This is a genomic window from Myxococcus sp. CA023 (assembly GCF_010998615.1).
Lineage (GTDB): Bacteria > Myxococcota > Myxococcia > Myxococcales > Myxococcaceae > Myxococcus.
In genome coordinates, this window is sequence record NZ_JAAEAH010000013.1 from 24,636 (window position 1) to 50,340 (window position 25,705).

Annotated in this window: 18 protein-coding genes; 15 read left to right on the forward strand and 3 right to left on the reverse strand. The window is 67.6% G+C overall.

The genetic code is table 11. The features are described from left to right. The first annotated feature begins 13 nt into the window (after positions 1 to 13). Positions 14 to 1,048 (forward strand): hypothetical protein, encoded by a 1,035-nt coding sequence (locus tag F8M74_RS07925; RefSeq protein ID WP_141253024.1) that lies wholly within the window; start codon positions 14 to 16, stop codon positions 1,046 to 1,048. 95 nt (positions 1,049 to 1,143) lie between these two features. On the opposite strand, the gene F8M74_RS07930 is transcribed toward F8M74_RS07925, so the two are convergent. The 3 genes from F8M74_RS07930 to F8M74_RS07940 all read right to left on the reverse strand — a co-directional run bounded on the left by F8M74_RS07930 (position 1,144) and on the right by F8M74_RS07940 (position 6,104). Next, positions 1,144 to 3,510 carry a hypothetical protein gene (locus F8M74_RS07930; RefSeq protein WP_228559568.1) on the reverse strand — a complete coding sequence of 789 codons (2,367 nt, stop codon included), beginning with the start codon at positions 3,508 to 3,510 and terminating at the stop codon, positions 1,144 to 1,146. A 157-nt stretch (positions 3,511 to 3,667) separates the two neighbouring features. Then, complete coding sequence (locus F8M74_RS07935) at positions 3,668 to 5,257, reverse strand: sigma-54-dependent Fis family transcriptional regulator (protein WP_141253022.1); 1,590 nt, start codon at positions 5,255 to 5,257, stop codon at positions 3,668 to 3,670. A 13-nt stretch (positions 5,258 to 5,270) separates the two neighbouring features. Beyond that, positions 5,271 to 6,104, reverse strand: coding sequence for an MBL fold metallo-hydrolase (locus tag F8M74_RS07940; RefSeq protein WP_141253021.1), 834 nt, complete (start codon positions 6,102 to 6,104; stop codon positions 5,271 to 5,273). 741 nt (positions 6,105 to 6,845) lie between these two features. Between F8M74_RS07940 and F8M74_RS07945 the strand changes: the two genes are divergently transcribed. The 14 genes from F8M74_RS07945 to F8M74_RS08010 all read left to right on the forward strand — a co-directional run bounded on the left by F8M74_RS07945 (position 6,846) and on the right by F8M74_RS08010 (position 25,704). Continuing rightward, positions 6,846 to 7,352 carry a transcription termination/antitermination NusG family protein gene (locus tag F8M74_RS07945; RefSeq protein WP_141253020.1) on the forward strand — a complete coding sequence of 169 codons (507 nt, stop codon included), beginning with the start codon at positions 6,846 to 6,848 and terminating at the stop codon, positions 7,350 to 7,352. 61 nt (positions 7,353 to 7,413) lie between these two features. Beyond that, positions 7,414 to 7,665 carry an acyl carrier protein gene (locus tag F8M74_RS07950; RefSeq protein ID WP_228559566.1) on the forward strand — a complete coding sequence of 84 codons (252 nt, stop codon included), beginning with the start codon at positions 7,414 to 7,416 and terminating at the stop codon, positions 7,663 to 7,665. A gap of 33 nt (positions 7,666 to 7,698) precedes the next feature. Then, positions 7,699 to 8,937 (forward strand): hydroxymethylglutaryl-CoA synthase family protein, encoded by a 1,239-nt coding sequence (locus F8M74_RS07955; RefSeq protein ID WP_141253019.1) that lies wholly within the window; start codon positions 7,699 to 7,701, stop codon positions 8,935 to 8,937. A gap of 22 nt (positions 8,938 to 8,959) precedes the next feature. Further along, positions 8,960 to 9,937: an LnmK family bifunctional acyltransferase/decarboxylase gene (locus F8M74_RS07960; RefSeq protein WP_141253018.1), complete on the forward strand. Its 978-nt coding sequence runs from the start codon at positions 8,960 to 8,962 to the stop codon at positions 9,935 to 9,937. A gap of 4 nt (positions 9,938 to 9,941) precedes the next feature. Further along, a complete protein-coding gene (locus tag F8M74_RS07965) occupies positions 9,942 to 10,193 on the forward strand; it encodes a phosphopantetheine-binding protein (RefSeq protein WP_141253031.1) in 252 nt (83 codons plus the stop codon). Continuing rightward, entirely contained in the window at positions 10,186 to 11,436 is a 1,251-nt protein-coding gene (locus tag F8M74_RS07970) for a hydroxymethylglutaryl-CoA synthase family protein (RefSeq protein ID WP_011553955.1), read from the forward strand. Before F8M74_RS07965 ends, F8M74_RS07970 begins: the two co-directional genes overlap by 8 nt. A 42-nt stretch (positions 11,437 to 11,478) precedes the next feature. Further along, positions 11,479 to 11,979: a signal peptidase II gene (gene lspA, locus F8M74_RS07975; protein WP_228559562.1), complete on the forward strand. Its 501-nt coding sequence runs from the start codon at positions 11,479 to 11,481 to the stop codon at positions 11,977 to 11,979. 144 nt (positions 11,980 to 12,123) lie between these two features. Next, entirely contained in the window at positions 12,124 to 13,455 is a 1,332-nt protein-coding gene (locus tag F8M74_RS07980) for a cytochrome P450 (protein WP_141253016.1), read from the forward strand. Positions 13,456 to 13,492: 37 nt separating this feature from the next. Beyond that, positions 13,493 to 15,454, forward strand: a complete 1,962-nt coding sequence (gene fabD / locus F8M74_RS07985; protein ID WP_216619757.1) for an ACP S-malonyltransferase — start codon at positions 13,493 to 13,495, stop codon at positions 15,452 to 15,454. A gap of 61 nt (positions 15,455 to 15,515) precedes the next feature. Further along, positions 15,516 to 16,769, forward strand: coding sequence for a beta-ketoacyl synthase N-terminal-like domain-containing protein (locus tag F8M74_RS07990; protein WP_141253014.1), 1,254 nt, complete (start codon positions 15,516 to 15,518; stop codon positions 16,767 to 16,769). A gap of 7 nt (positions 16,770 to 16,776) precedes the next feature. Then, complete coding sequence (locus tag F8M74_RS07995; protein ID WP_141253013.1) at positions 16,777 to 17,565, forward strand: enoyl-CoA hydratase/isomerase; 789 nt, start codon at positions 16,777 to 16,779, stop codon at positions 17,563 to 17,565. A 14-nt stretch (positions 17,566 to 17,579) separates the two neighbouring features. Continuing rightward, positions 17,580 to 18,323, forward strand: a complete 744-nt coding sequence (locus F8M74_RS08000) for a polyketide synthase (RefSeq protein ID WP_141253030.1) — start codon at positions 17,580 to 17,582, stop codon at positions 18,321 to 18,323. A gap of 11 nt (positions 18,324 to 18,334) precedes the next feature. Then, on the forward strand, positions 18,335 to 24,601 hold the full coding sequence (locus F8M74_RS08005) for a GNAT family N-acetyltransferase (protein ID WP_141253012.1): 6,267 nt from the start codon (positions 18,335 to 18,337) through the stop codon (positions 24,599 to 24,601). Next, positions 24,598 to 25,704 (forward strand): LLM class flavin-dependent oxidoreductase, encoded by a 1,107-nt coding sequence (locus F8M74_RS08010; RefSeq protein WP_141253011.1) that lies wholly within the window; start codon positions 24,598 to 24,600, stop codon positions 25,702 to 25,704. Before F8M74_RS08005 ends, F8M74_RS08010 begins: the two co-directional genes overlap by 4 nt. Position 25,705: the final 1 nt, after the last annotated feature.

Sequence of the window (25,705 nt, forward strand, 5' to 3'; positions counted from 1 at the left end):
CAGGGGGGATGGGATGGAGCTGTGGCGCATGGCACTGGCGCCGGTCTACGCGGCGTGCCTGTTGGGACTGTTGGTGGCGGCCTTCGCCTACGGGCGCAAGGACGTGGCGTCCCGTTCCTACCGCGTGCCCCTGTTGTGGTTCGGACTTCTGGCGGGGGTGTCGCTCGTCGTGCTGCGGCACGTCCAGGGGACCGGGGCGGTGTTGGCCTCGGAGACGGCCGTGAAGGCCATGGGCTCTGTCCTGCTGGTGCTGGCCGCGGGGTTGGCGCTGCGGGGCGCCTGGGCCCGGACCCGGGCCAACGTGCTGCGGGGTTCGGCACCGGTGCCGCTGGATGAAGCGGTGGCGGCCCTGCGTGCCGGTGCGTCCCCGGGCTGGGGCGTCTACCACGGCGTACTGGACTCGGAGTCGACGTTGACGTCGCCGGGGGGCGTGCCGTGTGTCTTCTTTGACGCGGAGGTGCGCGAGGTGGCGGCGGACGGCCGGCGCGGGCCGCTGTTGTCGCGTGAGCGCGCGTATGCGCCGGTGCTGGCGCTGCGTGGCCAGCGCGTCCGTGCTTCGGTGTCCTTTTCGCCCGCGTCGCTGATGGCCCCGGTGGAGGTCCGCCGGTGCAAGGCCCTGCCAGGCACGGTGCCCGCGTCCTGGTATCGGACGGCGCATCCGGTGGTCGCGTTGGAAGCGGGCGCCGGGCCGCGGCCGGTGATAGCGCGCGCGCAGGAGTCTGCGGCCAGCCTGAGCCCAGCCCCGGGTGGAATGAACGTTCCGTCCACGGACGCCCCCAGCCCGAGGCCCACCATCGAACCCGAGGCCCTGTCCTGGGAGCGCGTGGGCGCGGTGGGCGAATCCTGCCTCGTGGTGGGTGAACTCCGGAGGGGCCCTGTCGAGGGCAGCTACGCCCTGGTCGGTCGAGAGGGAGGCCCCGCGATGTTGGTGCTGGGACCCCAGCCTCCGGCCACCAGTGAGACGCTGGCGCGCCGGGCCTGGCGGCACTTCGCGGCGGCCGGGGTGTTGTCCATGGCAGCGGCCGTCGTCCTGTCACGGGCGCTGTGAGACGCGCGGCGGGGGCCGCACCGCCGCGCCAGGAACGTAATGCGCCGCCAGGCCTCGCGGTCCGAGCACTGACGCCCAGGCCGCTCGGGACGCGCTCAGGCGGCTCCGGTGCTTCCGGTGCCTCGCGTGGTGGAGAACACGAGCTGTTCCTCGCTGTCCGCTACTCGCACGGTGAGGGTCCGCTCCACGCCCGCGAGGCCTAGCGGCGTGGACTGCGCCAGGTCCGAGAGCAGGGAGCCCGCGGCGCGCAGGTGGAAGCCGGTGGTCCACATGCCCTCCAGCTCGCCGAACACGGTGCGCAGCTCGTCTGGGGCCTTGCGTTCGTCAATGGCGCGGCTCAGGCGCACCATGCCGCTCACGAAGTTCCTGCACCGCATGAGCGTGTTGGGGTTCTTCGAGATGACCTCCGCGAAGCTGAAGTTGCCGCCACCCGGGCGCCACTCGCTTTCGATGAGTTGCAGGTCCTTGCCCAGATCGCGCACCGTGGGGTCCTTCTGGAAGTACCACTTGGCGATCTGCGCGGCGCGGCTGGGTGACAAGTCATTCAGCATGAGGCTGCCTTGCTCCTGCACCTCGCGGAGGTAGGCCTCCCAGATGGGGGCGTAGACCGCGCGCCGGAACTCGGCGGAGGCGCGGGGAAGCTGCTCGCTCCAGGGCAGCGCGCGGGCCAGGGCGCGTGAGATGCGGGACAGCTCGAGCGTCTGGATGCGGGGCACCAGGGCGCGGAACGAGTCATCCGCCATCTTCAGCTCGAGCCGCGTTTCGATGGGGTGCTTGCCCACGTCCTCCTGCATGGTGCTGATGACGGTGGCCGCGTCCTTCGCGTCCAGCACGCCCCAGACGACGGCGTCATCCACCGCCTGCTGCAGGTCCTTGCGCGACAGCTTCTTCTGTCGTCCCCACAGCATCAGGTGCAGGCCGTAGCCGAAGTCAGAGGCCACGGGGGTGGGGGAGAAGCGCGTCATGTCCGCCTTCAGGTCCACCACCCACTGGCCGCGGGTGCCCAGCAGCTTGTCCTCGTAGCCCCGGCGTCCGAGGAACGCCATGCGCCGGGCGCCCTGGAAGTTCTCCTGCGTCACCCAGGACTGCTTGCTGACGTTCTTCGCCTTGAGCAGCTCGAACGAGCCAACCCCCAGCGAGAAGCCGTAGGCCTGCTGGCGCGTGAGCGTGGTGGCGTGGAGGTAGTTGCGCAGCTCGAAATCGCTCTGCTGGGCGGGGAGACTCTTCATCCACTTCAGCAGCTCCACCAGGTTGCCCTTGAGCAGGGACTCGTGGAAGCGCATCGCGGTGACGTCCTCCACGACGACCTCCAGCAGTGTGGAGGTCTCCGACAGGCGCAGGTATTCGTACTCGAAGCCCTCGGCGACCTGTGTGCGGACGGCGTTCTCCAGCGCCTCTGCGACGCGGGCCTTGAAGTCGGCCCAGGCCTGCGGAAGGTTGGCCGGGTCCGCCAGCTGCGGGTCGATGCCAAGGCGCTCCAGCACCAGGCCCAGCACCTTCTTCTGGCTGTCGTCCAGCTTCGCCTTGCTGGCCTTGTCCACCAGGCCGTCCATGATTTCCACCGCGGTGGTGCCCTTCTTGACGAGGTCGCGAAGGACGGGCCCCAGCAGCGCTTCCAGCAGCTGGCCCAGCTGGGCCTTCACCGCCGCCGGGTCCAGCAGCTCCACGGTGATGCCCAGGCCGGCGGAAAGCGCCTGCTCATGGGACTTCACCTTGCGCACGGCGACCTGGATGCGGCCGGCGCGGGGACGGGAGAAGCTGAGCTGGTAGTCGTCGGTGAGGGACACCCGGGCGGAGAGGCCGGCCTTGGCGCTGGTCTTCAGCGCGAGCAGCTCGTTGCCTCGCAGGAAGCCCAGGCGGTTGAGGTTGGTGGGGAAGATGTCCGCCCAGTTGAGCTCCAGCCGTGTGTGGAGCGCGCCGCGGGCCTGCCACGCCACCGCGTCTCCCGTGGTCAGCTTGGCCAGGTCGGTGGCCTGCATCAGCCGCAGCTCGGACAGGTCGGAGCGCACCGCCTCGCGCATGTTCTGGCCCAGCGGATGCGCGCGGTAGTCGCTGAGCGTGACGGACAGCTCCGTCTGGTTCTCGGAGGCGAGGAAGGACAGGCTGGCGCTCACGGCGGCCTTCACGCGCGCGGACACCTGGTAGCGCATCCACCCGATGTCACTGCCCAGCAGCAATTGGGGCCGGGGCCCTGGCTCGGCGCTCTCCGGGCTCGGCTCGCCGACGATGCCGTTTTCGTCCACGTCGCCCAGCGAGTTGAAGTTGCGGATGGACGCTTCGCCGGTGGCTTCGAAGGAGAGGGTGAAGCCGTGCATGGCCAGCTTGGGCGGAAGGATTTTCTCTTCCGTGAAGGTCCCCTGGGCCAGCGGCACCTTGATGTCCTGGTCCTGCAGCTTCACGTCGGGCACCTTGCCCGCCACGACGTCGGGAAGCTTCTCCAGCAGCTTGTTGACCACTTTCATGCGCGTCCCCCTGGGCTGAAGCCTCCTGCACGTGGGCCGGAGGTCTCTTCGTCGTACGCCGTTGCTCAGCTCGGAACAAGGCGGATACCAGAAAAGACCGGTGGTCAGCGGACAGATGCCCTGGAGGGTGGGGTGGAAGCCGCCCCCGCGCGGTGCGTCAGGGCTCGTCGCCCAGTCCGTACTCCTTGAGTTTCCGCGCGAGCGTGTTGCGGCCAATCTCCAGCACGCGGGCCGCGGCGGTGCGGTTGCCCTTCACGGCGTCCAACACACGCAGGATGTGGCGGCGTTCGACCTCCGCCAATGGCAGCAGGCCCGCCTCCATGGGCGCAGGCGCAGCTGGCGCGTTGACACCTTGAGAGGCTGCAGGAGGCGGCAGGGCGGTCCGGTCCACATCGGGCAGGGGCAGGTGCTCTTCGAGAATCTCCCCTTCACAGAGCACCACGGCGCTTTCGATGCAGTTCTCCAACTCCCGCACGTTTCCGGGCCAGCGGTAGCGCTTGAGGCGCTCCACCGCGGCGGCGCTGAGGCGGGGCGGCGTCAGCCGGTGCCTCCGGGCGACGGCGGCGACGAAGTGGCGGGCGAGCCGCTCGATGTCCTCCGCGCCGCGCTCCCGCAGCGGCGGCAGCACCACCTCGACCACCTTGATGCGGTAGTAGAGGTCCTCGCGGAAGCGGCCCTCGGCCACCATGCGGGCCAGGTCCCGGTGGGTGGCCGCGACGATGCGCACGTCCACCTTCACGGCCTGGGTGCCACCCACGCGCTCGAATTCGCGATCCTGGATGACCCGCAGCAACTTGCCCTGCACCGGCAGGGGCAGCTCGCCAATCTCGTCGATGAACACCGTGCCGCCGCTGGCCGCCTCGAACTTGCCGGGCACGCGGTGGTCCGCGCCGGTGAAGGCGCCGCGTTCGTGGCCGAAGAGCTCGTTCTCGATGAGCGTGGCGGGCAGCGCCGCGCAGTCCACCTTGATGAAGGGCTGGTCCCTCCGGGGGCCATTCACGTGGACGGCACGGGCGAACAGCTCCTTGCCGCTGCCGCTCTCGCCGCGCAGCAGCACCGTCGCGTCGGTGGGCGCGGCCTTGCGCACCAGTCGGTAGATGGCCTGGAGCTGCGGGGACTCGCCGATGATGCGGTTGAAGAAGTAGCCCACCGGTACCTGGGGCTGGTCCTTCGCGCGCTGGAGCTCCTGGTAGAGGCTGGTGCTCTGGAGGGCGGTGCTCACCTGCGAGGCGATGGCGGTGAGCCGCTGCGTGTCCTCGTCGGTGAAGCGGTCTTCGCCGCGGCGGTTGAGGACCTGGAGCACGCCGTAGAGGGCGCCGTCCCCGTCGCGCAGTGGCACGGCGAGCAGGCTGGTGGTGCGGTAGCCCGTCATCCGGTCGATGTCCGCGAAGAAGCGCTGCTCACCGCGCGGGTCCGGCACGTTGATGGCGTGCCCCGCCTTGGCGACGGTGCCGGCGACGCCCTGGCCCAGCTTGACGCGAATCTGGGACACCTCGGGCAGGTGCGCGGCGCGGCTGAACAGCTCGCGGCGGGCCGGGTCCAGCAGCCAGAGGGTGCCGCGGTCCGCTTGCAGGGTGATGGCGATGCGGTCCATCAACGTCTGGAGGAACGCGTCGAGGTCCACCTCCCTGCCAACGAGTCCTCCGAAGGGGAGGAGGACCTGAGAGACGTCCGAGGGGGCTTGGGGCATGGCGGGCAACGGCGGCAGGACGAAGGCGGAGGCCGCACCATAACATCCAGAGGGCATGGGACTGCCCCTCTCAGGCCGCGCGGCCCAGCACCAGCCGCTGGCCTTCGCGTGCGGGCTCGCAGACGGGGAAGAGGGCGCGGGCCTGCTCCGCCATGTCCTCGAGCATGTCGTCGCCGTGCGCCGGGTCATGGTGGAACAGGCACAGCCGGCGCGCCCCCACCAGCCCGGCCACGCCCGCGGCATCCATCATGGTGGAGTGGCCCCAGCCCTTCTTCGCCACGCCCTTGCGGCCCTCGTATTCGTCCGGGGTGTACTGCGCGTCCAGGCATAGGACGTCCGCGCCCTCGAAGAGGCGGCCCACCTCCGGCGCGAGCTCCTGCACCCGCACCTCCACGTCCGTGGCGTAGACGAACGAGTGACCATCCGCCTCCACGCGGTACGCCAGGCACCCCTGCGGGTGCGGCACGTCGATGGGCGTGACGCGGAAGGGGCCCACCTCCACGGGCCGGGCATGCAACGCCGAGCGGAAGTCCATCCGCGAGCGCATGGTGCTCAGCGGCACCGGGAAGTGGGGCGGCTGCATCTGCGCGGCCAACTCGGACTGGAGCGCCTGGGCCCCATTCGCGCCCGGGCCGTAGAGCGTCAGCTCGGACGTAGGCAGCCAGGCCGGCGTGAAGAAGGGGAAGCCCTGCACGTGGTCCCAATGCAGATGCGAGAAGAAGAGCGTGGCCTTCTGGGGCGCGCCCTCGCGCATCATGATTTCGCCCAGTGCGCGGATGCCCGTCCCCGCATCCAGGATGAGGCGGTGGCCGTGGCTGGTCACCTCCACGCAGGCCGTGTTGCCACCAATGCGCGAGCCCGACACCGCGATGCTCCCCCGAACGCCATGAAACCGGACTTCCATCGTGAGTCTCCTTGAGTGGGGGGCCTCCGCCTGGGACGCCCTCATGCCCGGAGCCTCAGAGCACGGGGTGTGCCATTCCCAAGTGCCTGGAATCAGGAGCGCGGGCCTCCGGTGCGCCCATCGGTGCTCCAGAATGGAGCGCGCTCGCCTGGTGCGGGCGATCCAAACCGGTGCAGGGGGCCCGCAGGACAGGGCGGCGGGCACGTCTTCCAACGGCCCACGGCAGTCCTGTCTTCAATTCTCACCCGATGCGGGAAGGCGTCCAGGAGGTTGCACCCGGCATCGAGCGGGGCTGTGTGTTTCAAGTCTTGTCGGAGCCTCGGACACAACCGTCTGGGTTCTGGGAATGCGCCGGCTTCCGTTCACTCCAGAGTAATTCAATGGCTCTCGAGTGCAGGTTTTTAGCAATCTTCGGGCCGTAACCACGCCGTTGAAGGCAGTCACGCTCTCGTCACGCTTGGAGTGTTTCCAGCTTCAACGATGTTTATCCTTCAGGGCGGTTTGCTTGACACGCTGCCTCATGGAAGCGTATGCAAAACAATGAAAACGGTGTCGTTGCCGAGCCTTAGGGCCTCCAGAACGCCATCCTCGCGGACCCAGACAGCCGGAATTTGAGACGGGGCTGTCAGCGGTTTGAACGCAAGGATGGGGCGGGGGTTGTGGCGGCAGCCTGACCAGAATTCGGTCGGCGTATCAATTATTGCCAGGTTCTGAGAAATAGCAGGCTGGGGGAAAGTTGCAATGCCTGGGCCGCGGTGTGCTGAGAACGATTGGGTTGCATTGCTCGTCCGCGTCAATCACGAGAAAGTGGCTGCCGCTCAGTTGGGGAAACACGGCTACGAGTTCTTCCTGCCGACGTACACGCCTCCCAAGTCCTCGGGTGTAAAGGCGAAGCTTCCGCTCTTCCCCGGGTACCTTTTCTGTCGTTACCAGCCGCTCAATCCGTACCGCATCGTTCGGGCGCCCGGGGTCATCCGGCTGCTCGGGGGCGAAGCGGGGCCGGAAGCCGTTCCCGAACAGGAATTGGCGGCCATCCGCCGGGTCGCGGATTCGGGTGTCTCTTCCAATCCCTGTGACTATCTGCGGGCGGGGCAGCGCGTGCGCATTGTCGAAGGGCCCCTGACAGGTCTGGAAGGAAGTCTGGTGACGAGCAAGAGCCAGCTCCGGTTCATCGTCTCCGTGGGGCTGCTACAGCGCTCGGTGTCCGTGGAGGTGAGCGCTGAGCAGCTGGAACCGATCACCGACTGATTCCGCGGACATCCCTTTACATTCCCCCGTCACCCCGACCCGCAGCAAGGCTTCAGGGGCCGTGAGTCGTTCCATGGACAAGAAGATTCTTTTCGACATCGTCACCAGCAGTGTTCGGGAGGTGGTTCCCGAACTCGAATCACATCCGTTCGAGTCCGAAGATGATCTGGTCGGCCTGGGGGCGAACTCGCTCGACCGCGCCGAAATCGTCAACCTCACGCTGGAGAAGCTGGCGCTCAACATCCCCCGGGTCGAGCTGATTGACGCGAAGACCATTGGCGGATTGGTGGACGTCCTTCACTCGAGGCTGTGAGGCGAAACCATGGGGCCGGTCGGGATTGAAGCCATGAATGCCTTCTGTGGCATCGCCAGGTTGGATGTGTTGCAGCTGGCGACCCACCGGGGCCTGGACACCTCCCGCTTCGCGAACCTGCTCATGGAGGAGAAGACCGTTCCGCTCCCCTATGAGGACCCCGTCACCTACGGCGTGAATGCCGCACGGCCCATCCTGGACCAGTTGACCGCGGCGGAGCGGGACAGCATCGAGCTGCTGGTGGCCTGCACGGAGTCGTCGTTCGACTTCGGCAAGGCCATGAGCACCTACCTGCACCAGCACCTGGGGTTGAGCCGTAACTGCCGGCTCATCGAGCTCAAGAGCGCCTGCTACTCCGGGGTCGCCGGGCTGCAGATGGCCGTCAACTTCATCCTGTCCGGCGTGTCGCCGGGGGCCAAGGCCCTGGTGGTGGCCTCCGACCTGTCGCGCTTCTCCATCGCCGAAGGGGGAGATGCCTCCACGGAGGACTGGTCCTTCGCGGAGCCGAGCTCGGGTGCGGGCGCGGTGGCCATGCTGGTGAGCGACACGCCCCGGGTGTTCCGCGTCGACGTGGGGGCGAACGGCTACTACGGCTACGAGGTGATGGACACCTGCCGCCCGGTGGCGGACAGCGAAGCGGGAGACGCGGACCTGTCGCTCCTCTCGTACCTGGACTGTTGTGAGAACGCCTTCCGGGAGTACACCCGCCGCGTCCCCGCGGCGAACTACGCGGAGAGCTTCGGCTACCTCGCCTTCCACACGCCGTTTGGCGGCATGGTGAAGGGCGCCCACCGCACGATGATGCGCAAGTTCTCCGGCAAGAACCGCGGGGACATCGAAGCGGACTTCCAGCGGCGGGTGGCCCCCGGGCTGAGCTACTGCCAGCGCGTGGGGAACATCATGGGCGCGACGATGGCGCTCTCGCTCCTCGGGACCATCGACCATGGCGACTTCGCCACCGCGCAGCGGATTGGCTGCTTCTCGTATGGCTCGGGGTGCAGCTCGGAGTTCTTCAGCGGCGTGGTGACGCAGGAAGGGCAGCAGCGGCAGCGCGCCCTGGGGCTGGGAGAGGCGCTGGGTCGCCGGCAGCAGCTCTCCATGCCGGATTACGACGCGCTGCTGAAGGGGAATGGCCTGGTGCGCTTCGGGACCCGGAACGCCGAGCTGGACTTCGGTGTCGTCAGCAGCATCCGGCCGGGCGGGTGGGGCAGGCCCTTGCTCTTCCTGTCGGCGATTCGCGACTTCCACCGCGACTACCAATGGATTTCCTAGTCTCGGGGACTCGAGCAAAGCCATGTCCAGCGTAGCGACGGCCGTCCCCCTGACGACCAGTGACAGCGCGGTGAGCCGCCGGCTGCGAATCACCCCCAGCATGTGCGGCCAGACGTCCTTGTTCGCCGGGCAGATTGGCGACTGGGCCTGGGACACCGTCAGCCGACTGTGTGGCACGGACGTGCTGACCGCCACCAACGACGCCGGCTCGCCCACCTACCTGGCCTTCTATTACTTCCGCATCCGGGGTACCCCCGCGCTGCATCCCGGCGCGCTGCGCTTTGGCGACACGCTGGACGTCACGTCGAAGGCGTACAACTTCGGCAGTGAGTCCGTCCTGACGGTGCACCGCATCTGCAAGGCGGCGGAGGGCCGCGCCCCGGAGGCGGACGCCTTCGGCCATGAAGAGCTGTACGATCGGCCCCAGCCGGGCTGCATCTACGCGGAGACCTTCAACCGGTGGATCACGCGATCGGACGGCAAGTCGAACGAGAGCCTGATCAAGTCCTCTCCCGTGGGGTTCCAGTACGCACACCTGCCGCTCCTTCCGGACGAGTACTCGCCGCGGCGGGCATATGGGGATGCCCGGGCGCGGGGCACCTTCCACGATGTGGACTCCGCGGAGTATCGGCTGACCGTGGACCGCTTCCCGCTGCGCTACGCGGTGGACGTCATCCGGGACGTCAATGGGGTGGGGCTCATCTACTTCGCTTCGTACTTCTCGATCGTGGACTGGGCCATCTGGCAGTTGGCGAGGCATCAGGGCCGCAGCGAGCAGGCCTTCCTGTCGCGCGTGGTGCTGGACCAGCAGCTGTGCTTCCTCGGCAACGCGGCGCTGGACACCACCTTCGACATCGACGTGCGGCACTGGGAGCGGGTGGGCGGCGGGGAAGAGCTGTTCAACGTGAAGATGCGCGAGGGCGCGCAGGGCCGGGACATCGCCGTGGCGACGGTCAAGGTGCGCTTCGACGCCGCTTCGGAAGGAGGCCGCCGTGGGTGAGCCGATGACAGACGAACGAATCCGCGGAGTCGTGCATCAGGCCATCGTGCGCGTCCTGCCCCGCGTGCGCTCCAACGAGATTGCGGGCCACCTGAACCTCCGCGAGCTGGGCGCGGACTCCGTGGACCGGGTCGAGATTCTCACGTCCATCCTGGACAGCCTGCGGCTGCAAAAGACGCCCCTGGCGAAGTTCGCCGACATCCGCAACATCGACGCGCTGGTGGCGTTCCTGGCCGGTGAGGTCGCGCGTGGCTGAGCGGGTTCCCGGCGGAGTCGGCATCGAGGCCATCAACGCCTACGGCGGCGCCGCCTCCATTCCGGTGTTGGACTTGTTCCGGGGCCGGCGGCTGGACCCCGAGCGCTTCTCCAACCTGATGATGCAGGAGCGCGGCGTCGCGCTGCCGTTCGAGGACCCCGTCACCAACGCGGTCAACGCGGCGCGGCCCATCCTGGACGCGATGTCGCCCGAGGCCCGGGAGCGCATCGAGCTCCTGGTCACCTCGAGCGAGTCCGGCGTGGACTTCAGCAAGTCCATCTCCTCGTATGCGCACGAGCACCTGGGGCTGAGCCGCCACTGCCGGTTCCTGGAGGTGAAGCAGGCGTGTTACGCCGCCACCGGAGCGCTCCAACTGGCGCTGGGCTACATCGCGTCGGGCGTGTCACCGGGGGCCAAGGCCCTGGTGATCGCCACGGACGTGACGCTGGTGGACGAGAGCGGCCTGTACTCAGAGCCGGCGATGGGCACCGGCGGCGTCGCCGTGCTGCTGGGCGACGAGCCTCGCGTGATGAAGATGGACCTGGGGGCGTTCGGCAACTACAGCTATGACGTCTTCGACACCGCGCGGCCCTCACCGGAGATTGACATTGGCGACGTGGACCGGTCGCTCTTCACGTACCTGGACTGCCTCAAGCACAGCTTCGCCGCGTATGGCCGCCGGGTGGACGGCGTGGACTTCGTGTCGACGTTCGACTACCTGGCGATGCACACGCCGTTCGCCGGACTGGTGAAGGCCGGGCACCGCAAGATGATGCGCGAGCTCACCCCGTGCGACGTGGACGAAATCGAAGCGGACTTCGGCCGGCGCGTGAAGCCGTCACTGCAGTACCCGAGCCTGGTCGGGAACCTGTGCTCCGGCTCCGTGTACCTGAGCCTGTGCAGCATCATCGACACCATCAAGCCCGAGCGGTCCGCTCGGGTGGGAATGTTCTCCTATGGGTCGGGTTGCTCGTCGGAGTTCTTCAGCGGCGTCATCGGCCCGGAGTCCGTGTCCGCGCTGGCTGGGTTGGACATCGGTGGCCACCTCCGGGGGCGCCGCCAGCTCACGTTCGACCAATATGTCGAATTGCTAAAAGAGAACCTGCGCTGCCTGGTTCCAACGAAGAACCGGGACGTGGACGTGGAGCGCTATCTCCCGCTGGTGACGCGGACGGCGAGCCGCCCGCGCATGCTCGCCTTGAGGAGGGTGGTGGACTATCATCGTCAGTACGAGTGGGTGTAGCTCATACGCCACCTCCAATTCCGACGAATGAACACTCCTTCCTTGACGAACTGGCCTGCCCGCCTGGGCTATCTGCTTGCCGTTGGCGGCGCATGGTTCGCGGCCGATCAAGTCACCAAACAGATGGCGCGCGATGGGGCGAAAAGGCCCGTCGCGGTCTTTGATAGCTGGTGGCACTTCCACTACGTGGAGAACCGAGCGGGCGCGTTCGGTCTGTTCTCCAGCTTCGGCGAAGAATGGCGCATGCCTTTCTTCTACGTCGTGGGCGCCATCTGCATCGTGTTGCTGATTGGCTACTACTTCTACACGCCGCCGACGATGAAGCTCCAGCGCTGGTCGCTGGCGACGATGATTGGCGGCGCGTTTGGCAACTACGTGGACCGGGTGCGCCTGCGCTACGTGGTGGATTTCGTGTCATGGCACGTGGGGGACCGCTTCTACTGGCCCTCCTTCAACATCGCGGACACAGCGGTAGTCGTAGGGGCCGCCCTGATGATCCTGGAGTCGTTCCGCGAGCCGCGTCAGCAGTTGTCTCCCGGATAGGCCCCGCCATGGGTGTGCGGTCGGCCGCCGGGCCAAGGACTGGAGTTCATGGGGACCTCAGAGCCAGTTGAGTCGGACCGCGCCTTGTCAAAACCACCGCCTGCCGCGCCCGTCGGCGCCCAGGCACTGCCTCGCGGTCCGGCAATGCCCGGCATCGCGCAGTTGATGATGTTGTTCCTGCGGCCCACGGAGTTCCTGGACCGCTGCGCCGCCCGGTACGGTGACACCTTCACCCTCAAGATTCCGGGGACGCCGCCGTTCATCCAGACCAGCGATCCCGCCTTGATCGAGGTCATCTTCAAGGGTGACCCCGACCTCTTCCTCGGAGGAAAGGCGAACAACGGCTTGAAGCCGGTGGTGGGCGAGAACTCGCTGCTGGTGCTGGATGGGAAGCGGCACCGGCGTGATCGCAAGCTCATCATGCCCACCTTCCTGGGTGAGCGGATGCATGCGTATGGCTCGGTCATCCGGGACATCGTCAATGCGGCGCTTGACCGGTGGCCCGTTGGAAAGCCGTTCGCGGTCCATGAAGAGACGCAGCAGATCATGCTGGAGGTGATTCTCCGGGTGATTTTCGGCCTGGAGGACGCCCGGACCATTGCCCAGTTCCGGCACCACGTGCACCAGGTGCTCAAGCTGGCCCTGTTCCTGTTCCCGAACGGGGAGGGCAAGCCCGCCGCCGAGGGCTTCGCGCGGGCCGTGGGCAAGGCGTTTCCCTCCCTGGACGTGTTCGCGTCGTTGAAGGCGATTGACGACATCATCTACCAGGAGATTCAGGACCGCCGAAGTCAGGACATCAGCGGACGGCAGGACGTGCTCTCGCTGATGATGCAGTCGCACTACGACGACGGCACCGTGATGACGCCCCAGGAGCTGCGCGACGAGCTGATGACGCTGCTGATGGCGGGCCACGAGACGAGCGCGACCATCGCCGCGTGGTGCGTCTACCACCTCTGCCGTCACCCGGATGCGATGGGCAAGCTGCGCGAGGAGATCGCGGCCCACACGGTGGACGGCGTGCTGCCGCTGGCGAAGATCAACGAGCTGAAGTTCCTGGATGCCGTGGTCAAGGAGACGATGCGCATCACGCCTGTCTTCAGTCTGGTGGCTCGCGTGCTCAAGGAGCCGCAGACCATTGGCGGCACGACGTACCCGGCGAACGTGGTGCTGTCGCCCAACATCTACGGCACGCACCATCGTGCGGACCTGTGGGGAGACCCGAAGGTCTTTCGGCCAGAGCGTTTCCTGGAGGAGCGGGTGAACCCGTTCCACTACTTCCCCTTCGGAGGAGGCATCCGGAAGTGCATCGGGACGAGCTTCGCCTACTACGAGATGAAGATCTTCGTCTCGGAGACGGTGCGCCGCATGCGCTTCGATACCAGGCCCGGCTACCACGCGAAGGTGGTGCGCCGGAGCAACACGCTGGCGCCGTCCCAGGGCGTGCCCATCATCGTCGAGTCGCGGCTGCCGAGCTGAACCGCTTGGCCCCACCATCTCCAGCGCGGTGAACATCATGGTCGATTCAGTGTCGAAACAGGCACGGCGGAAGGTGTTTCTTTTTTCCGGCCAGGGCACCCAGTCGTACTTCATGGCCAAGGAGCTGTTTGACACCCAGGCGGGGTTCAAGCGGCAGCTGCTGGAGCTGGACGAGCAATTCAAGCAGCGGCTGGGGCACTCGATTCTCGAGCGAATCTATGACGCGCGCGCCGCGCGGTTGGATCCGCTCGACGACGTCCTGGTGTCCTTTCCCGCCATCTTCATGATTGAGCATGCACTGGCGCGGCTGCTCATTGACCGGGGTATCCAGCCGGACGCAGTCGTGGGCGCCAGCATGGGCGAGGTGGCGGCGGCGGCGATTGCGGGCGCAATCTCAGTGGACGCGGCCGTGGCCCTGGTGGCGGCGCAGGCCCAGCTCTTTGCCCGTACGGCGCCGCGGGGCGGCATGCTCGCGGTGCTTCACGAACTGGAAGCCTGCCGGGGCTTCACGTCTGTCGCGCGGGATGGCGAGGTTGCAGCCATCAACTACCCGTCGAACTTCGTCCTGGCGGCGGATGAGGCGGGCCTGGGACGGATTCAGCAGGAACTCTCCCAACGCTCGGTGGCGTTCCACCGGTTGCCGGTGCGCTACCCCTTCCATTCCTCGCACCTGGACCCGCTGAGGGAGGAGTACCGAAGCCGCGTCCGCGCGGATTCGCTGACGTGGCCGCGAATCCCCATGTACTCGTGCACCACCGCGAACCGGGTACAGGACCTGCGCAGCGACCACTTCTGGAACGTGGTCCGCGCGCCCATCCGGCTGTACGACACCGTCCTGCAACTGGAGGGGCAGGGCGGCTGCGACTTCATCGACGTCGGCCCCGCCGCGTCCTTCGCGACCATCATCAAGCGCATCCTCGCGCGGGACTCCACGTCACGGCTCTTCCCGCTGCTCAGCCCCTTCTCCCGCATCGACCGGGAGCTCGATGGGGTGACGCGAAGCTGCGCGATGACGGAGGCGCCCGCACCCAGGGCGCCCGCGCAGGTGCCGCCGCCGAGCTCGCCCTGGGCGCTGCACACCCGAGGAGCGGCGAGCGCGCCGGTGAATGCCCGCAAGGCCGCGCTCTTCCCGGGGCAGGGTTCGCAGGAGCGCGGCATGGGGGCCGCGCTCTTCGACGAGTTCCCGGGCCTGACGGACATCGCCGACGCCATCCTGGGTTACTCCATCAAGCGCCTCTGCCTGGAGGACCCAGGCAAGGAGCTGGCGCAGACGCAGTTCACCCAGCCGGCGTTGTACGTGGTGAACGCGCTCAGCTACCTGAAGCGGGTGCGCGAGGGCGCGGAGCAGCCGGCCTTCGTCGCGGGCCACAGCCTGGGCGAGTACAACGCGCTGCTGGTCGCGGGGGCCTTCGACTTCGAGACAGGACTGCGGCTGGTGAAGCGGCGGGGCGAGCTCATGAGCGGCGCGTCCGGAGGGACCATGGCCGCGGTGGTGGGCTGTGATGCCGTGGCCGTGGAACAGGTCCTTCGAGACCATCAGCTGACCAGCCTGGACATCGCCAACATCAACTCGCCCGACCAGATTGTGGTCTCCGGACCGGCGCAGGACATCGAGCGGGCACGGCAGTGCTTCGTGGACCGTGGCGCGCGGTACGTTCCGCTCAACGTGCGGGCGCCGTTTCACTCGCGCTACATGCAGCCGGCCGCCAGCGAGTTCGAGCGCTTCCTGTCTCAGTTCCAGTACGCGCCGCTCCGGTGCGTGGTCATCTCCAACGTCACGGGCCGACCTTACGCTCATGACAACGTGGTGCAGGGGTTGGCTCTGCAACTGCGCAGCCCGGTGCAGTGGACGGCCACCGTCCGCTACCTCCTGGAGCAGGGCGTGGAGGATTTCGAGGAGCTGGGCCCCGGCCGCGTGCTGACCCGCCTCATCACCGCGAACAAGCGGGGCGCCCCCGCACCGGCCACCGCCGCGCCCGCGACGTGGGCGAATGCCTGATCTCTCCGGGGCGTCGTTGAGAGCCTCAGCCGGTGTGCCGTCCGGTTGCTGAGACCACTGAATGTCCACCTCACCTGTGCAGGAGCTGGTTGTCTCCGGGTTCGGGGTCACCTCCGCCATTGGCCAGGGGGCCGCGGCTTTCACCTCGGCGCTGATGGAGGGCGCCGCGCGGTTCCGGGTGATGGAGCGGCCGGGCCGCCAGCACCAGTCCAACGGGCAGACGACAGCTCACCTGGGGGCGGAAATCCCCTCGCTGGCCGTACCTGAAGGCGTCACCCCGCAGCTGTGGCGCTCGGCCACGTTTTCGGGACAGGCCACCCTGGTGGCGGTCCACGAGGCCTGGAACGCGGCGCGCCTCCAGGCCGTCCCCGGACACCGGATTGGATTGGTGGTGGGGGGCACCAACGTGCAGCAGCGCGACCTGGTGCTGATGCAAGACGCCTATCGCGAGCGGGTGCCCTTTCTGCGGGCGGCCTACGGGTCGACCTTCATGGACACCGACCTCGTGGGCCTCTGCACGCAGCAGTTCGCCATCCACGGGATGTCCTTCACGGTGGGAGGCGCATCGGCCAGTGGCCTGCTGGCGATCATCCAGGCCGCGGAGGCGGTGCTCTCAAGAAGGGTGGACGTGTGCATCGCCGTGGGGGCGCTGATGGACGTCTCCTACTGGGAATGCCAGGGCCTGCGGGCCATGGGCGCGATGGGCACCGACCGGTTCGCGCGGGAGCCGGAGCGTGCATGCCGGCCCTTCGACCGGGAGAGTGATGGCTTCATTTTTGGAGAGGCGTGCGGCGCCGTGGTGGTTGAGTCTGCGGAGCACGCTCGGCGACGCGGGGTGACTCCGCGCGGCGTCCTGTCGGGCTGGGCCATGCAGTTGGACGCGAGCCGCGGCCCGTTGTCGTCCATCGAAGGGGAGACGCAGGTGATTGGGGCTGCGCTGCGGCACGCGGACCTCGCGCCGGAGCGGGTGGACTACGTGAATCCTCACGGCAGCGGTTCGCGTCAGGGGGATGCCATCGAGCTGGGGGCCTTGAAGGCGTGCGGCCTGACGCACGCCCGGGTCAACACCACGAAGTCCATCACCGGGCACGGCCTGGCCTCGGCGGGTACCGTGGGGCTCATCGCCACGCTGGTCCAACTGGAGCAGGGCCGGCTGCACCCGTCCTTGAACCTGGTGGACCCGATTGATTCATCGTTCCGCTGGGTGGGGGCCACCGCGGAGGCCCAGTCCCTCCAGAACGCGCTGGTGCTCGCCTACGGCTTCGGCGGCATCAACACCGCTGTCGCCGTGCGCCGGATCGCCACGGAGAGCTGACACGCCCATGCAAGCCGCTTCCCCTCCGCACCGCGACTACCAGACGCTCCGGGTCCGCTTCGAGGCGCAGACCTGTTTCCTCCAGCTCCACCGGCCGGATGCGGACAACACCATCAGCCGCACGCTGATTGACGAGTGCCAGCAGGTGCTCACGTTATGTGAGGAGCACGCCACCACGGTGGTGCTCGAAGGCCTGCCACACGTGTTCTGCATGGGCGCGGATTTTCGAGCCATTCACGACCGGGTCGACGACGGCCGCCGGGAGCAAGGCAACGCGGAGCAGCTGTACCGGCTGTGGCTGCAACTGGCGACAGGCCCCTACGTGACGGTCGCCCATGTGCAGGGCAAGGCCAACGCGGGCGGCCTGGGCTTCGTCGCCGCGTGCGACATCGTGCTGGCGAAGGCGGAGGTCCAGTTCAGTCTCTCGGAGCTGCTGTTCGGGCTGTTCCCCGCCTGCGTGATGCCGTTCCTCGCCCGGCGAATCGGCATCCAGAGGGCGCACTACCTGACGCTGATGACGCGGCCCATCGACGCGGCCCAGGCGCTGAGCTGGGGGCTGGCGGACGCGGTGGACGCTGATAGCGAGAAGCTGTTGCGGCTCCACCTGCGCAGGCTGCGGTGCCTGTCGAAGCCAGCGGTGGCCCAGTACAAGAAGTACGCCTCCGAGCTGGGCGGCCAGCTGCTCGCGGCCATGCCCCGGGCCATCTCCGCCAACGAGACGATGTTCTCCGACCGCGCCACGCTGGAAGCCATCCATCGCTACGTGGAGACAGGCCGACTCCCATGGGAAACATGACGGAAGGAACGCCAATGGCGCCGGTGGTCACGCTCCATGAGGTGGAGGATGGGGTGGCGCAAATCACCCTGGTGGATCGCGAGAACAAGAACATGTTCAGCGAGCAGCTCGTGCGCGAGCTCATCACCGTGTTCGGTAAGGTGAATGGGAACGAGCGCTACCGCGCGGTGGTGCTCACCGGCTACGACACCTACTTCGCGCTCGGCGGGACCAAGGCCGGCCTGCTGTCCATCTGCGACGGCATCGGCTCCTTCAACGCCACCAACTTCTACAGCCTCGCACTGGAGTGCGACATCCCGGTGATTTCCGCCATGCAGGGACATGGCGTGGGCGGTGGGTTCGCGATGGGGCTGTTCGCGGACTTCGTGGTCCTGAGCCGGGAGAGCGTCTACACGACGAACTTCATGCGCTACGGCTTCACGCCGGGGATGGGCGCCACGTACATCGTGCCTAAGCGGCTGGGGTACTCGCTCGGGCATGAGCTCCTGCTCAACGCCAGGAACTACCGCGGCGCCGACCTGGAGAAGCGGGGCGTGCCCTTTCCGGTGTTGCCGCGCAAGGAAGTCCTGCCCCACGCCTACGAGATTGCGAGGGACCTGGCCGCGAAACCTCGGCTGTCGCTCGTGACGCTCAAGCGGCACCTGGTTCGCGACATCCGCCGAGAGCTTCCAGACGTCATCGAACGTGAGCTGGAGATGCACGGCATCACCTTCCATCACGACGACGTGAGGAGGCGCATCGAGCAGCTGTTCCTCTGAGGCGCGCCCCTATGTTGAACCTGATCAACAACCACGCCCACGGTTATGTGGTCACGCCCGTGGTCCTGGCCTGCAACGACGCTGGCCTGTTCGAACTCCTGCGGCAGGGACCGAAGGACTTCGACCGGTTGGCGGAGGCATTGCGTGCCAACCGGGGACATCTGCGCGTCGCGATGAGGATGTTCGAATCGCTCGGCTGGGTTCGCCGCGACGCCGATGACGTGTACGCGGTGACGGAGGCAGCGGCCGCGCATCGGTCCTTCCCCCGCGAGGCGCAGTCGCTCTTCGCGCTGCCCATGGACCGGTACCTGCGCGGGGAGGACGGCCTGTCCCTGGCGCCGTGGTTCGAGCGCTCTCGGGCGTCGTGGGATACCGATGACACACTGGTTCGCGAGCTGCTCGACGGCGCCATCATCACGCCGCTGATGCTCGCGCTGGAGCAGCGTGGGGGCCTCAAGGAGGCCAGGCGTCTGTCCGACCTGTGGTCCAGGCCGGAAGGGCGGGACTTGTCCGTCCCCGAGCACGTCCAACACGAGCTGGCCGGGTTCTTCTTCGCGCAGAAGTGGACGCGTGAGGCCACCGTCGACGCGGAGCTCACGCCCAAGGGCGCCTTCATCTTCGAGCGGGCATTGCTCTTCGCCATCGTCGGCTCGTACCGGCCGATGCTGGCCAGCATGCCGCAGCTGCTCTTCGGTGACTGCGAGCAGGTTTTCGGGCGGGACGAAGCCGGCCACGAGCTGCACCTGGACCGGACCCTCAACGTGATTGGGAGCGGCCACCAGCACCGGAAGTACTTCGCGGAGCTGGAGAAGCTCATCATCACCATCTTCGATGCCGAGAACCTGTCGGCACAGCCGCGCTACATCGCGGACATGGGGTGCGGTGACGGCACGCTCCTGAAGCGGGTGTATGAAACGGTGATTCGGCACACGCGGCGGGGAAGGGCGCTCGACCGGTTTCCGCTCACGCTCATTGCCGCGGACTTCAACGAGAAGGCGCTCGAAGCCGCTGGGCGGACGCTGGCCGGGTTGGAGCACGTTGCCTTGCGTGCGGACGTGGCGCGGCCGGACCGCCTCATCGAGGACCTGCGGGCGCGCGGGCTCGCCGAGCCTGAGAATACGCTGCACATCCGCTCGTTCCTCGACCACGACCGTCCCTACCAGCCTCCCGCGGACAGGGCGGGGCTCCACGCCCGGATTCCGTTCGATTCGGTGTTCGTGGGCAAGGAAGGCCAGGAGGTGGTTCCGGCGGAGGTGTTCCACAGCCTGGTGGAGCACCTCGAGCGCTGGGCCGCCATCCTGCACCGGCATCCCCTGGTCATCCTGGAGGTTCACTGCCTGCCGGCGCCGGTGGTGCGCGGCAACCTCAGTCAGAGTGAGAGCCTCCACTTCGACGCCTACCACCGTTTCTCTCATCAGATGTTGGTGGAGGCGAACCACTTCCTGCTCGCGGCCGCGCAGGCGGGGCTGTTCGCCAGGGATGACGTCATCCGCCGCTTCCCCCGGACGCTGTCCTTCACCCGGATGACGCTGACGCAGTTCGAGAAGCGGTCCTATCGCATCCGGTGGGCGCGACTCGGAGACCTGCCGGCACTGGAGCGGCTGGAGCGCGAGTGCTGGGACGCGGAGCTGCGCGCGTCGGACGCCGTGCTGAAAGCCCGCGTCGAGAAGTACCCTCAGGGCCAACTGGTGCTGGAGCTGGAGGGACAGGTCGTCGGGGCCATCTACTCCCAGCGCATCCGCGATGACGGCGTGCTCCAGGGCTCCACGGCTGAGACGGTCGACACGCTCCACACGGACACGGGGCCAGTGGTCCAGCTCCTGGGCGTCAACGTCTCGCCGAGCGCGCAGCATTCGCGGCTGGGAGACCGGCTGCTCGAGTTCATGCTGCAGTACTGCGCACTGTCGAATGACGTGGCCGCGGTGGTGGGGGTGACTCGCTGCAAGGCGTATGGCCGCCACGCGCACCTGTCCCTCGAACAGTACGTCGCCGTGCGCGATGAGCACGGCTTGTCCGTGGACCCCGTGCTCCGCTTCCACCAGATTCACGGCGCAGAGCTGGGCGAGTTGGTCGTGGGCTACCGGGTTCGCGATGCGGACAACCACGGCCATGGCGTGATGGTGCGCTATGACGTGCACAACCGTGTTCGCCGGGATGCCCCGGTCGAAGACGCCGAGATTGCGAGTCCTGCTCCAGCGGTGACGGCCCGTGGCGTGGCGTCCACGGAGACCGAGCACTACCTGCGTCAGGTGGTCGCACGGATTGTCGAATGCGACACGGCGGCGGTTCGGCTGGACCTTCCGCTGATGGAACTGGGCGTCGACTCGGTGGGGCTGATGGAGCTCGCCGAGCACATCGGCCGGCGCTTCGAGCTGAAGCTGGAGGAGACCTTCTTCTTCGAGCACAACACCCTGGACCGGATTGGCGCGTTCCTCGCCGGCCGGAGCCAGCCGGTGGTGGCGCAGCCCGTGTCCGCGCCCGTGCGTCCCGAGCCGGTGCCGGCTCCCTCGGGCGAGGTGAGTGACCAGGAGATTGCCGTCGTGGGCGTGGCCTGCCGCCTGCCCGGCGGTGTCCAGACGCCGCGGCAACTGTGGGACACGCTGATTGCTCGTCAGTCCCTCGTCGGGACGCTCGAGGACATCCGCTGGCGCTGGTCCGGCCTGGGACATGCGGCCGCTTCGGGCCATGTCGCGCATGCCAGTGACGTGGACCGGTTCGACGCGGCCTTCTTCAACATCTCCCCGGCGGAAGCCGAGTTGATGGACCCGCAGCAGCGACTGCTGCTCGAACTCAGCTGGCAGTGCATCGAGGACGCGGGGCACGATCCCTTGCGTCTGGCGGGAAGCGACACCGGCGTCTTCGTCGGCGCGAGTGGCTCCGACTACAAGACGCTCCAGGACAAGTACGGGCGGGACATCGCTCCGCAATACGCGGTGGCCACGTCCACGTCCGTCATCCCCAACCGTATCTCCTACTTCTTCGACTTCAGCGGTCCCAGCGTGCAGGTGGACACTGCGTGCTCCAGCTCGCTGGTGGCACTCGACCAGGCGCTGCGAGCACTGCGGAGCGGCGAGTGCGGTCAGGCACTGGTCGGCGCCGTCAGCCTCATCTGCGAGCCGAGCAACACGGTCTGCTACCAGCGCGCAGGCATGCTGTCCGAGGACGGGCGGTGCAAGACGTTCGATGCGAGCGCCAACGGCTACGTCCGTGGGGAAGGGGCGGTGGTCTTCCTCCTCAAGCCGCTGAAGAAGGCCCTGGCGGACAAGGACCCGGTCTACGGCGTCGTGATGGGCTCGGCCGTCAACCATGGTGGACGGACCGCGGGGCTCACGGCGCCCAACCCGCAGAAGCAGGCGGAGCTGGTGTGCAAGGCGCTCCAGGCCGCGAACGTGGCGCCCGAGGAAGTCGGCTACATCGAAGCGCACGGCACGGGCACTTCGCTCGGCGACCCGGTGGAGACCAAGGGGCTGGTCACCGCTTTCGACCGGATGTCTCGGGCGAAGGGGGCGCGTTCCACCGGGCGGTGTGCGGTGGGCTCGGTGAAGACGAACATCGGGCACCTCGAAGCGGCAGCGGGCGCGGCGGGCCTGCTCAAGGCGCTCCTGTGCCTGGGCCACAAGCGGATTCCCGCGAACCTCCACTTCAAACAGATGAACCCGCGGATTGGCTTCACGGGCACCCCGTTCTACGTGAGCCACGAGGAGCATCCCTGGGAGCTGTCGGAGGGACAGGCCCGTCGCGTGGCGGGCGTGAGCAGCTTCGGGTCGGGTGGCACGAACGCGCACGTCCTGGTGCGGGAGCACGTGGCGACAAGGCCCGTCAGCAATGGCGTGGGGGCTGGGGGGCGGTATCTCGTCCTGTTGTCGGCTCGGACCGAACGGGCGCTGGAGCGGCGTGAGGCGGACCTGCTCACCTGGCTCCAGGCGAATCCCCTGGAGGACCTGGGCGACGTCAGCGCCAGTCTGGCCATGGGGCGCGCGCACTGGGGACATCGCTCCGCCTACGTGGTGTCGAGGCATGGGGACCTGTGTGAGCAACTGTCCTTGGCCGAGCGGCGCCGGGCCTCCACTGTGGGAGCGACCAAGTTCGACAGTCTGCGCAAGCAGCGCTTCCTCCAGCGCCTGCAGCAGGTCTTCCCACACGACGTGTTGCTGAGAGCCGCGCGCGAGGGGGCTGGGTTCCATGACGACCTCTGCGCGCTCGCAGACCTCTACCTGCTGGGTTCCGAGTTCGACTGGCAGCCGATGTTCAGTGCGCTCCTGACCCGTCGGCTGCGGCTGCCGGCGTACCCCTTCGAGCGTGACTCGTACTGGTTGCACCCGAAGGAGGCTGCTGACGGCATTCCCGCCGTGGTGAAGGCGCCTGTCCGCGAATCGCAGGCGGGTGCCGGTTCCTGGTTGTGCGTGGCCCAGAAGTGGGTGCCCACGGCGCTGGAGGATGGCATCGACTGGCGCGTCCGTCTGGAGCGCTACGCGGGAAAGGAACTCGCCATCGTCTACCAGGAGGCGGACGACCTGGCGTCCTTCAAGGTACTGCTGTCAGCGGCGTGTGCGGGGCTGGGAGACCGTGCTCCAAGAGTCCATTCCGTGGACGCCCGCGACTTCGGCGATGGGCTCGACGGCAACCCGTTCCCGGTGCTTCCCGACGTGGTGTTCTCGCTGGGGGCCTCGGAGCCGGAGGGACAGGGCGCCCTGCGCGCGGCGCAGACCGTGTTTCGAATCAGCCAGACGCTGATGCGCGCGGCGGGGGACCGTGCTGTCCGCCTCTATCACCTCCATGAAGTGAGCCCGTCGCAGTCGGCCATCGACGCCGAGGCGCTTGGCGGGTTCATCCGGTCCGCCATGCTGGAGAACGCGGCCCATGTCTGGAAGGTGGTGGGCTTCAGCGCGGACGGAGCGGCACTGTCTCCTCATCAGGCGCTGTTGCAGGAATGGCTCTCCGACCCGGAAGCGCCGCCAGAAATCGTTGGCAGCCACGTCTGTGCCACGCCGTGCGAGGTCCGCCATGCACAGGCGCAGCGGGCCCTGGCGACGTTCGTGGAGGTGTCACCCGAGCAGGCACGGACGGACTTCCCGAAGCTGCGGCAGGGAGGCACGTACCTGGTGACGGGAGGCCTGGGGCCGGTGGGCGAGCAGGTCTGCAGACAGATGGCCCGCCGGTACCAGCCCACGCTGGTGTTCTTCTCCCGAAGCTCCCTGGACCCGGTCCGGGAGGCGCAGCTGGAGACGCTTCGCTCCCTTGGGGCGAAGGTCGAGTACCACCCGGTCGACATCACCGACCCGGCCGCCTTGCGAAGCGCGTGGGCGGAGGCCAAGGCGCGGGTGGGCGTCTTCCACGGCATCCTCCACCTGGCCCGGCTGGTCGAGGACGGCCCCATCTACTCCAAGCGCTGGGCGTCCTTCGAACGGGTGGTAGCAGCCAAGGCCCGGGGAACGGTGCTGCTCGACGAAGTCTCCGCGAACGAACCGCTGGAACTCTTCCTGCTGTTCTCGTCCGTGGCCGCCTTCGGCATCCGAGGCTCGTCCGACTACGGCTACGCGACGGCCTATCAGAACGCCTTCGCGCGCCATCGGAACGAGCAGGTGAAGCGTGGGGAGCGCTCTGGCCGGACGGTCTCCCAATGTTGGGGGCCTTGGACGGTGGACAGCTACATGCCGGAGCGGCGCGATGAACGGTTCGCGGCCATGGGCTGGGGCCTGATTGAGCCGTCGCAGGCGCTGGAGGCCATTGACCAGAGCCTTCAGCTCTCCGAGCCGGTGGTGGCGCTGGTCAGGACTCCCTCGTTGGAACTGGCTCGACGTGTCTTCGGCCTTGCGCGAAGCAACGACACACAACCGAGCGCCTCATCCCAGTGGGCTGGGCTGGAAGAGGGGCTGCGGCGTTTCGAAGCGGGTGGGGCTCCCGCGCCCGCGGCCGTGGCGGCGTTCCTGGCGGACTACGACCTGGAGCAGGTGCCGACAGCGTTGGTTGAGCGAGCGCACAGGCTGATGTTCTCCGCGCCCGTGGAGCGGGCTCCTCGTCGCCTGGCGACCGGTGGCGAAGCGCTCGAACGCGCGGTCCGGGATGCGCTCACGGAAGTGCTGAAGCTGCGCGGTGACTACTCGGACGACCAGACGTTCCAGAGCTTCGGGATGGACTCCATCTCCGCGACCCAGTTGGCCACGCGGCTGGAGAAGAAGCTGGCGATGCCCATCCTGCCTCGGTGGTTCCTGGAGTTCTCCACGGCCCGGGCGCTGATTCGCCACCTGGCCGCTCAATCCCCCCAGAGGCAATCATGACGATGTCGCTCGAAGAGCTCCTGGGCGTTCGGCCTCCCAGCCAGCGGCGCTCGCAGGTGAGCTTCAGCTTCTTGTTCTTCTCGGACGTGCGCAAGGACATCTCCAGCGCGGAGAAGTACCGCTTCATGCGCGACGTCACCTTGTTCGGGGACGCGAAGGGCTTCACCGCCGTCTACATCCCCGAGCGGCATTTCAGTGAGTTCGGCTCCATCTACGCGAACTCGGCGGTGATGGCCTCGTACCTGATTGCCCAGACGAAGCGCATCCGGTTCCGGACGGCGGGCATCAGCCTGCCGCTGCACCATCCGGCCGAGGTTGTCGAGTGGTGGGCCATGAACGACAACCTGTCCGGTGGACGCGTGGACCTGGGCTTCGGCTCCGGTTGGGCCAAGCCGGACTTCATCTACGCCCCCGACGCCTACGAGAAACGGCGGGCCATCTGCGCGGAGCGCATCGACATCGTGCGGCGGCTCTGGCGTGGCGAGACGGTACCCTTTCCGGGCCCGGGCGGTGTGGACATCCCCATCACCGTCTATCCCCGGCCGGTGCAGAAGGAACTGAATGTCTGGTTGCTCATCACCCAGAACGCGGATGCCTTCGCGCAAGCGGGGCGGCTCGGCTTCAACGTCTTCACCATGCTGTATGGCTGTGACCTGGACGTCCTTCGTGACCGGATCGCCCTCTACCGCCAGGCTCGGAAGGAAGCGGGCCATGACCCGGAGACCGGCGTTGTCTCCCTGATGCTCCACACGCTGGTCCATCGCGACATGGCGTTGGTCCGCCGGGCGGTGGAGGCGCCATTCAAGGAGTACATCCGGAGCTCCCTGGATGCCCATCTCGCCGCGGGGCTGGGCTCTGCGGGGAAGGTGAGCCTGAAGGAGATTGGCGAAGCGGAGAAGAACAAGATCCTGGAGTACGCCTACGAGCGCTACTTCTCCACCGGGGCCTTGTTCGGTGACGTCGGCGACGCGCGGCGGATGGTGGAGAAGACCATCGCCGCGGGCGTGAACGACATCGCGTGCCTCGTGGACTTCGGCGTCGACTACCCGCTGGTCATGGAGTCGCTGCCGTACCTGGAAAAACTCGTGGCGGACTACTGCTGAG

Bases quoted from the DNA above. Each gene is read 5' to 3' on its own strand.
- F8M74_RS08000 (WP_141253030.1), top strand. From the start codon at position 17,580: ATGGCGCCGGTGGTCACGCTCCATGAGGTGGAGGATGGGGTGGCGCAA.
- F8M74_RS07940 (WP_141253021.1), bottom strand. From the start codon at position 6,104: ATGGAAGTCCGGTTTCATGGCGTTCGGGGGAGCATCGCGGTGTCGGGC.
- F8M74_RS08010 (WP_141253011.1), top strand. From the start codon at position 24,598: ATGACGATGTCGCTCGAAGAGCTCCTGGGCGTTCGGCCTCCCAGCCAG.
- F8M74_RS08005 (WP_141253012.1), top strand. From the start codon at position 18,335: ATGTTGAACCTGATCAACAACCACGCCCACGGTTATGTGGTCACGCCC.
- F8M74_RS07965 (WP_141253031.1), top strand. From the start codon at position 9,942: ATGACAGACGAACGAATCCGCGGAGTCGTGCATCAGGCCATCGTGCGC.
- F8M74_RS07935 (WP_141253022.1), bottom strand. From the start codon at position 5,257: ATGCCCTCTGGATGTTATGGTGCGGCCTCCGCCTTCGTCCTGCCGCCG.
- fabD (WP_216619757.1), top strand. From the start codon at position 13,493: ATGGTCGATTCAGTGTCGAAACAGGCACGGCGGAAGGTGTTTCTTTTT.
- F8M74_RS07995 (WP_141253013.1), top strand. From the start codon at position 16,777: ATGCAAGCCGCTTCCCCTCCGCACCGCGACTACCAGACGCTCCGGGTC.
- F8M74_RS07960 (WP_141253018.1), top strand. From the start codon at position 8,960: ATGTCCAGCGTAGCGACGGCCGTCCCCCTGACGACCAGTGACAGCGCG.
- F8M74_RS07930 (WP_228559568.1), bottom strand. From the start codon at position 3,510: ATGAAAGTGGTCAACAAGCTGCTGGAGAAGCTTCCCGACGTCGTGGCG.
- F8M74_RS07955 (WP_141253019.1), top strand. From the start codon at position 7,699: ATGAATGCCTTCTGTGGCATCGCCAGGTTGGATGTGTTGCAGCTGGCG.
- F8M74_RS07925 (WP_141253024.1), top strand. From the start codon at position 14: ATGGAGCTGTGGCGCATGGCACTGGCGCCGGTCTACGCGGCGTGCCTG.
- F8M74_RS07980 (WP_141253016.1), top strand. From the start codon at position 12,124: ATGCCCGGCATCGCGCAGTTGATGATGTTGTTCCTGCGGCCCACGGAG.
- F8M74_RS07990 (WP_141253014.1), top strand. From the start codon at position 15,516: ATGTCCACCTCACCTGTGCAGGAGCTGGTTGTCTCCGGGTTCGGGGTC.
- F8M74_RS07945 (WP_141253020.1), top strand. From the start codon at position 6,846: ATGCCTGGGCCGCGGTGTGCTGAGAACGATTGGGTTGCATTGCTCGTC.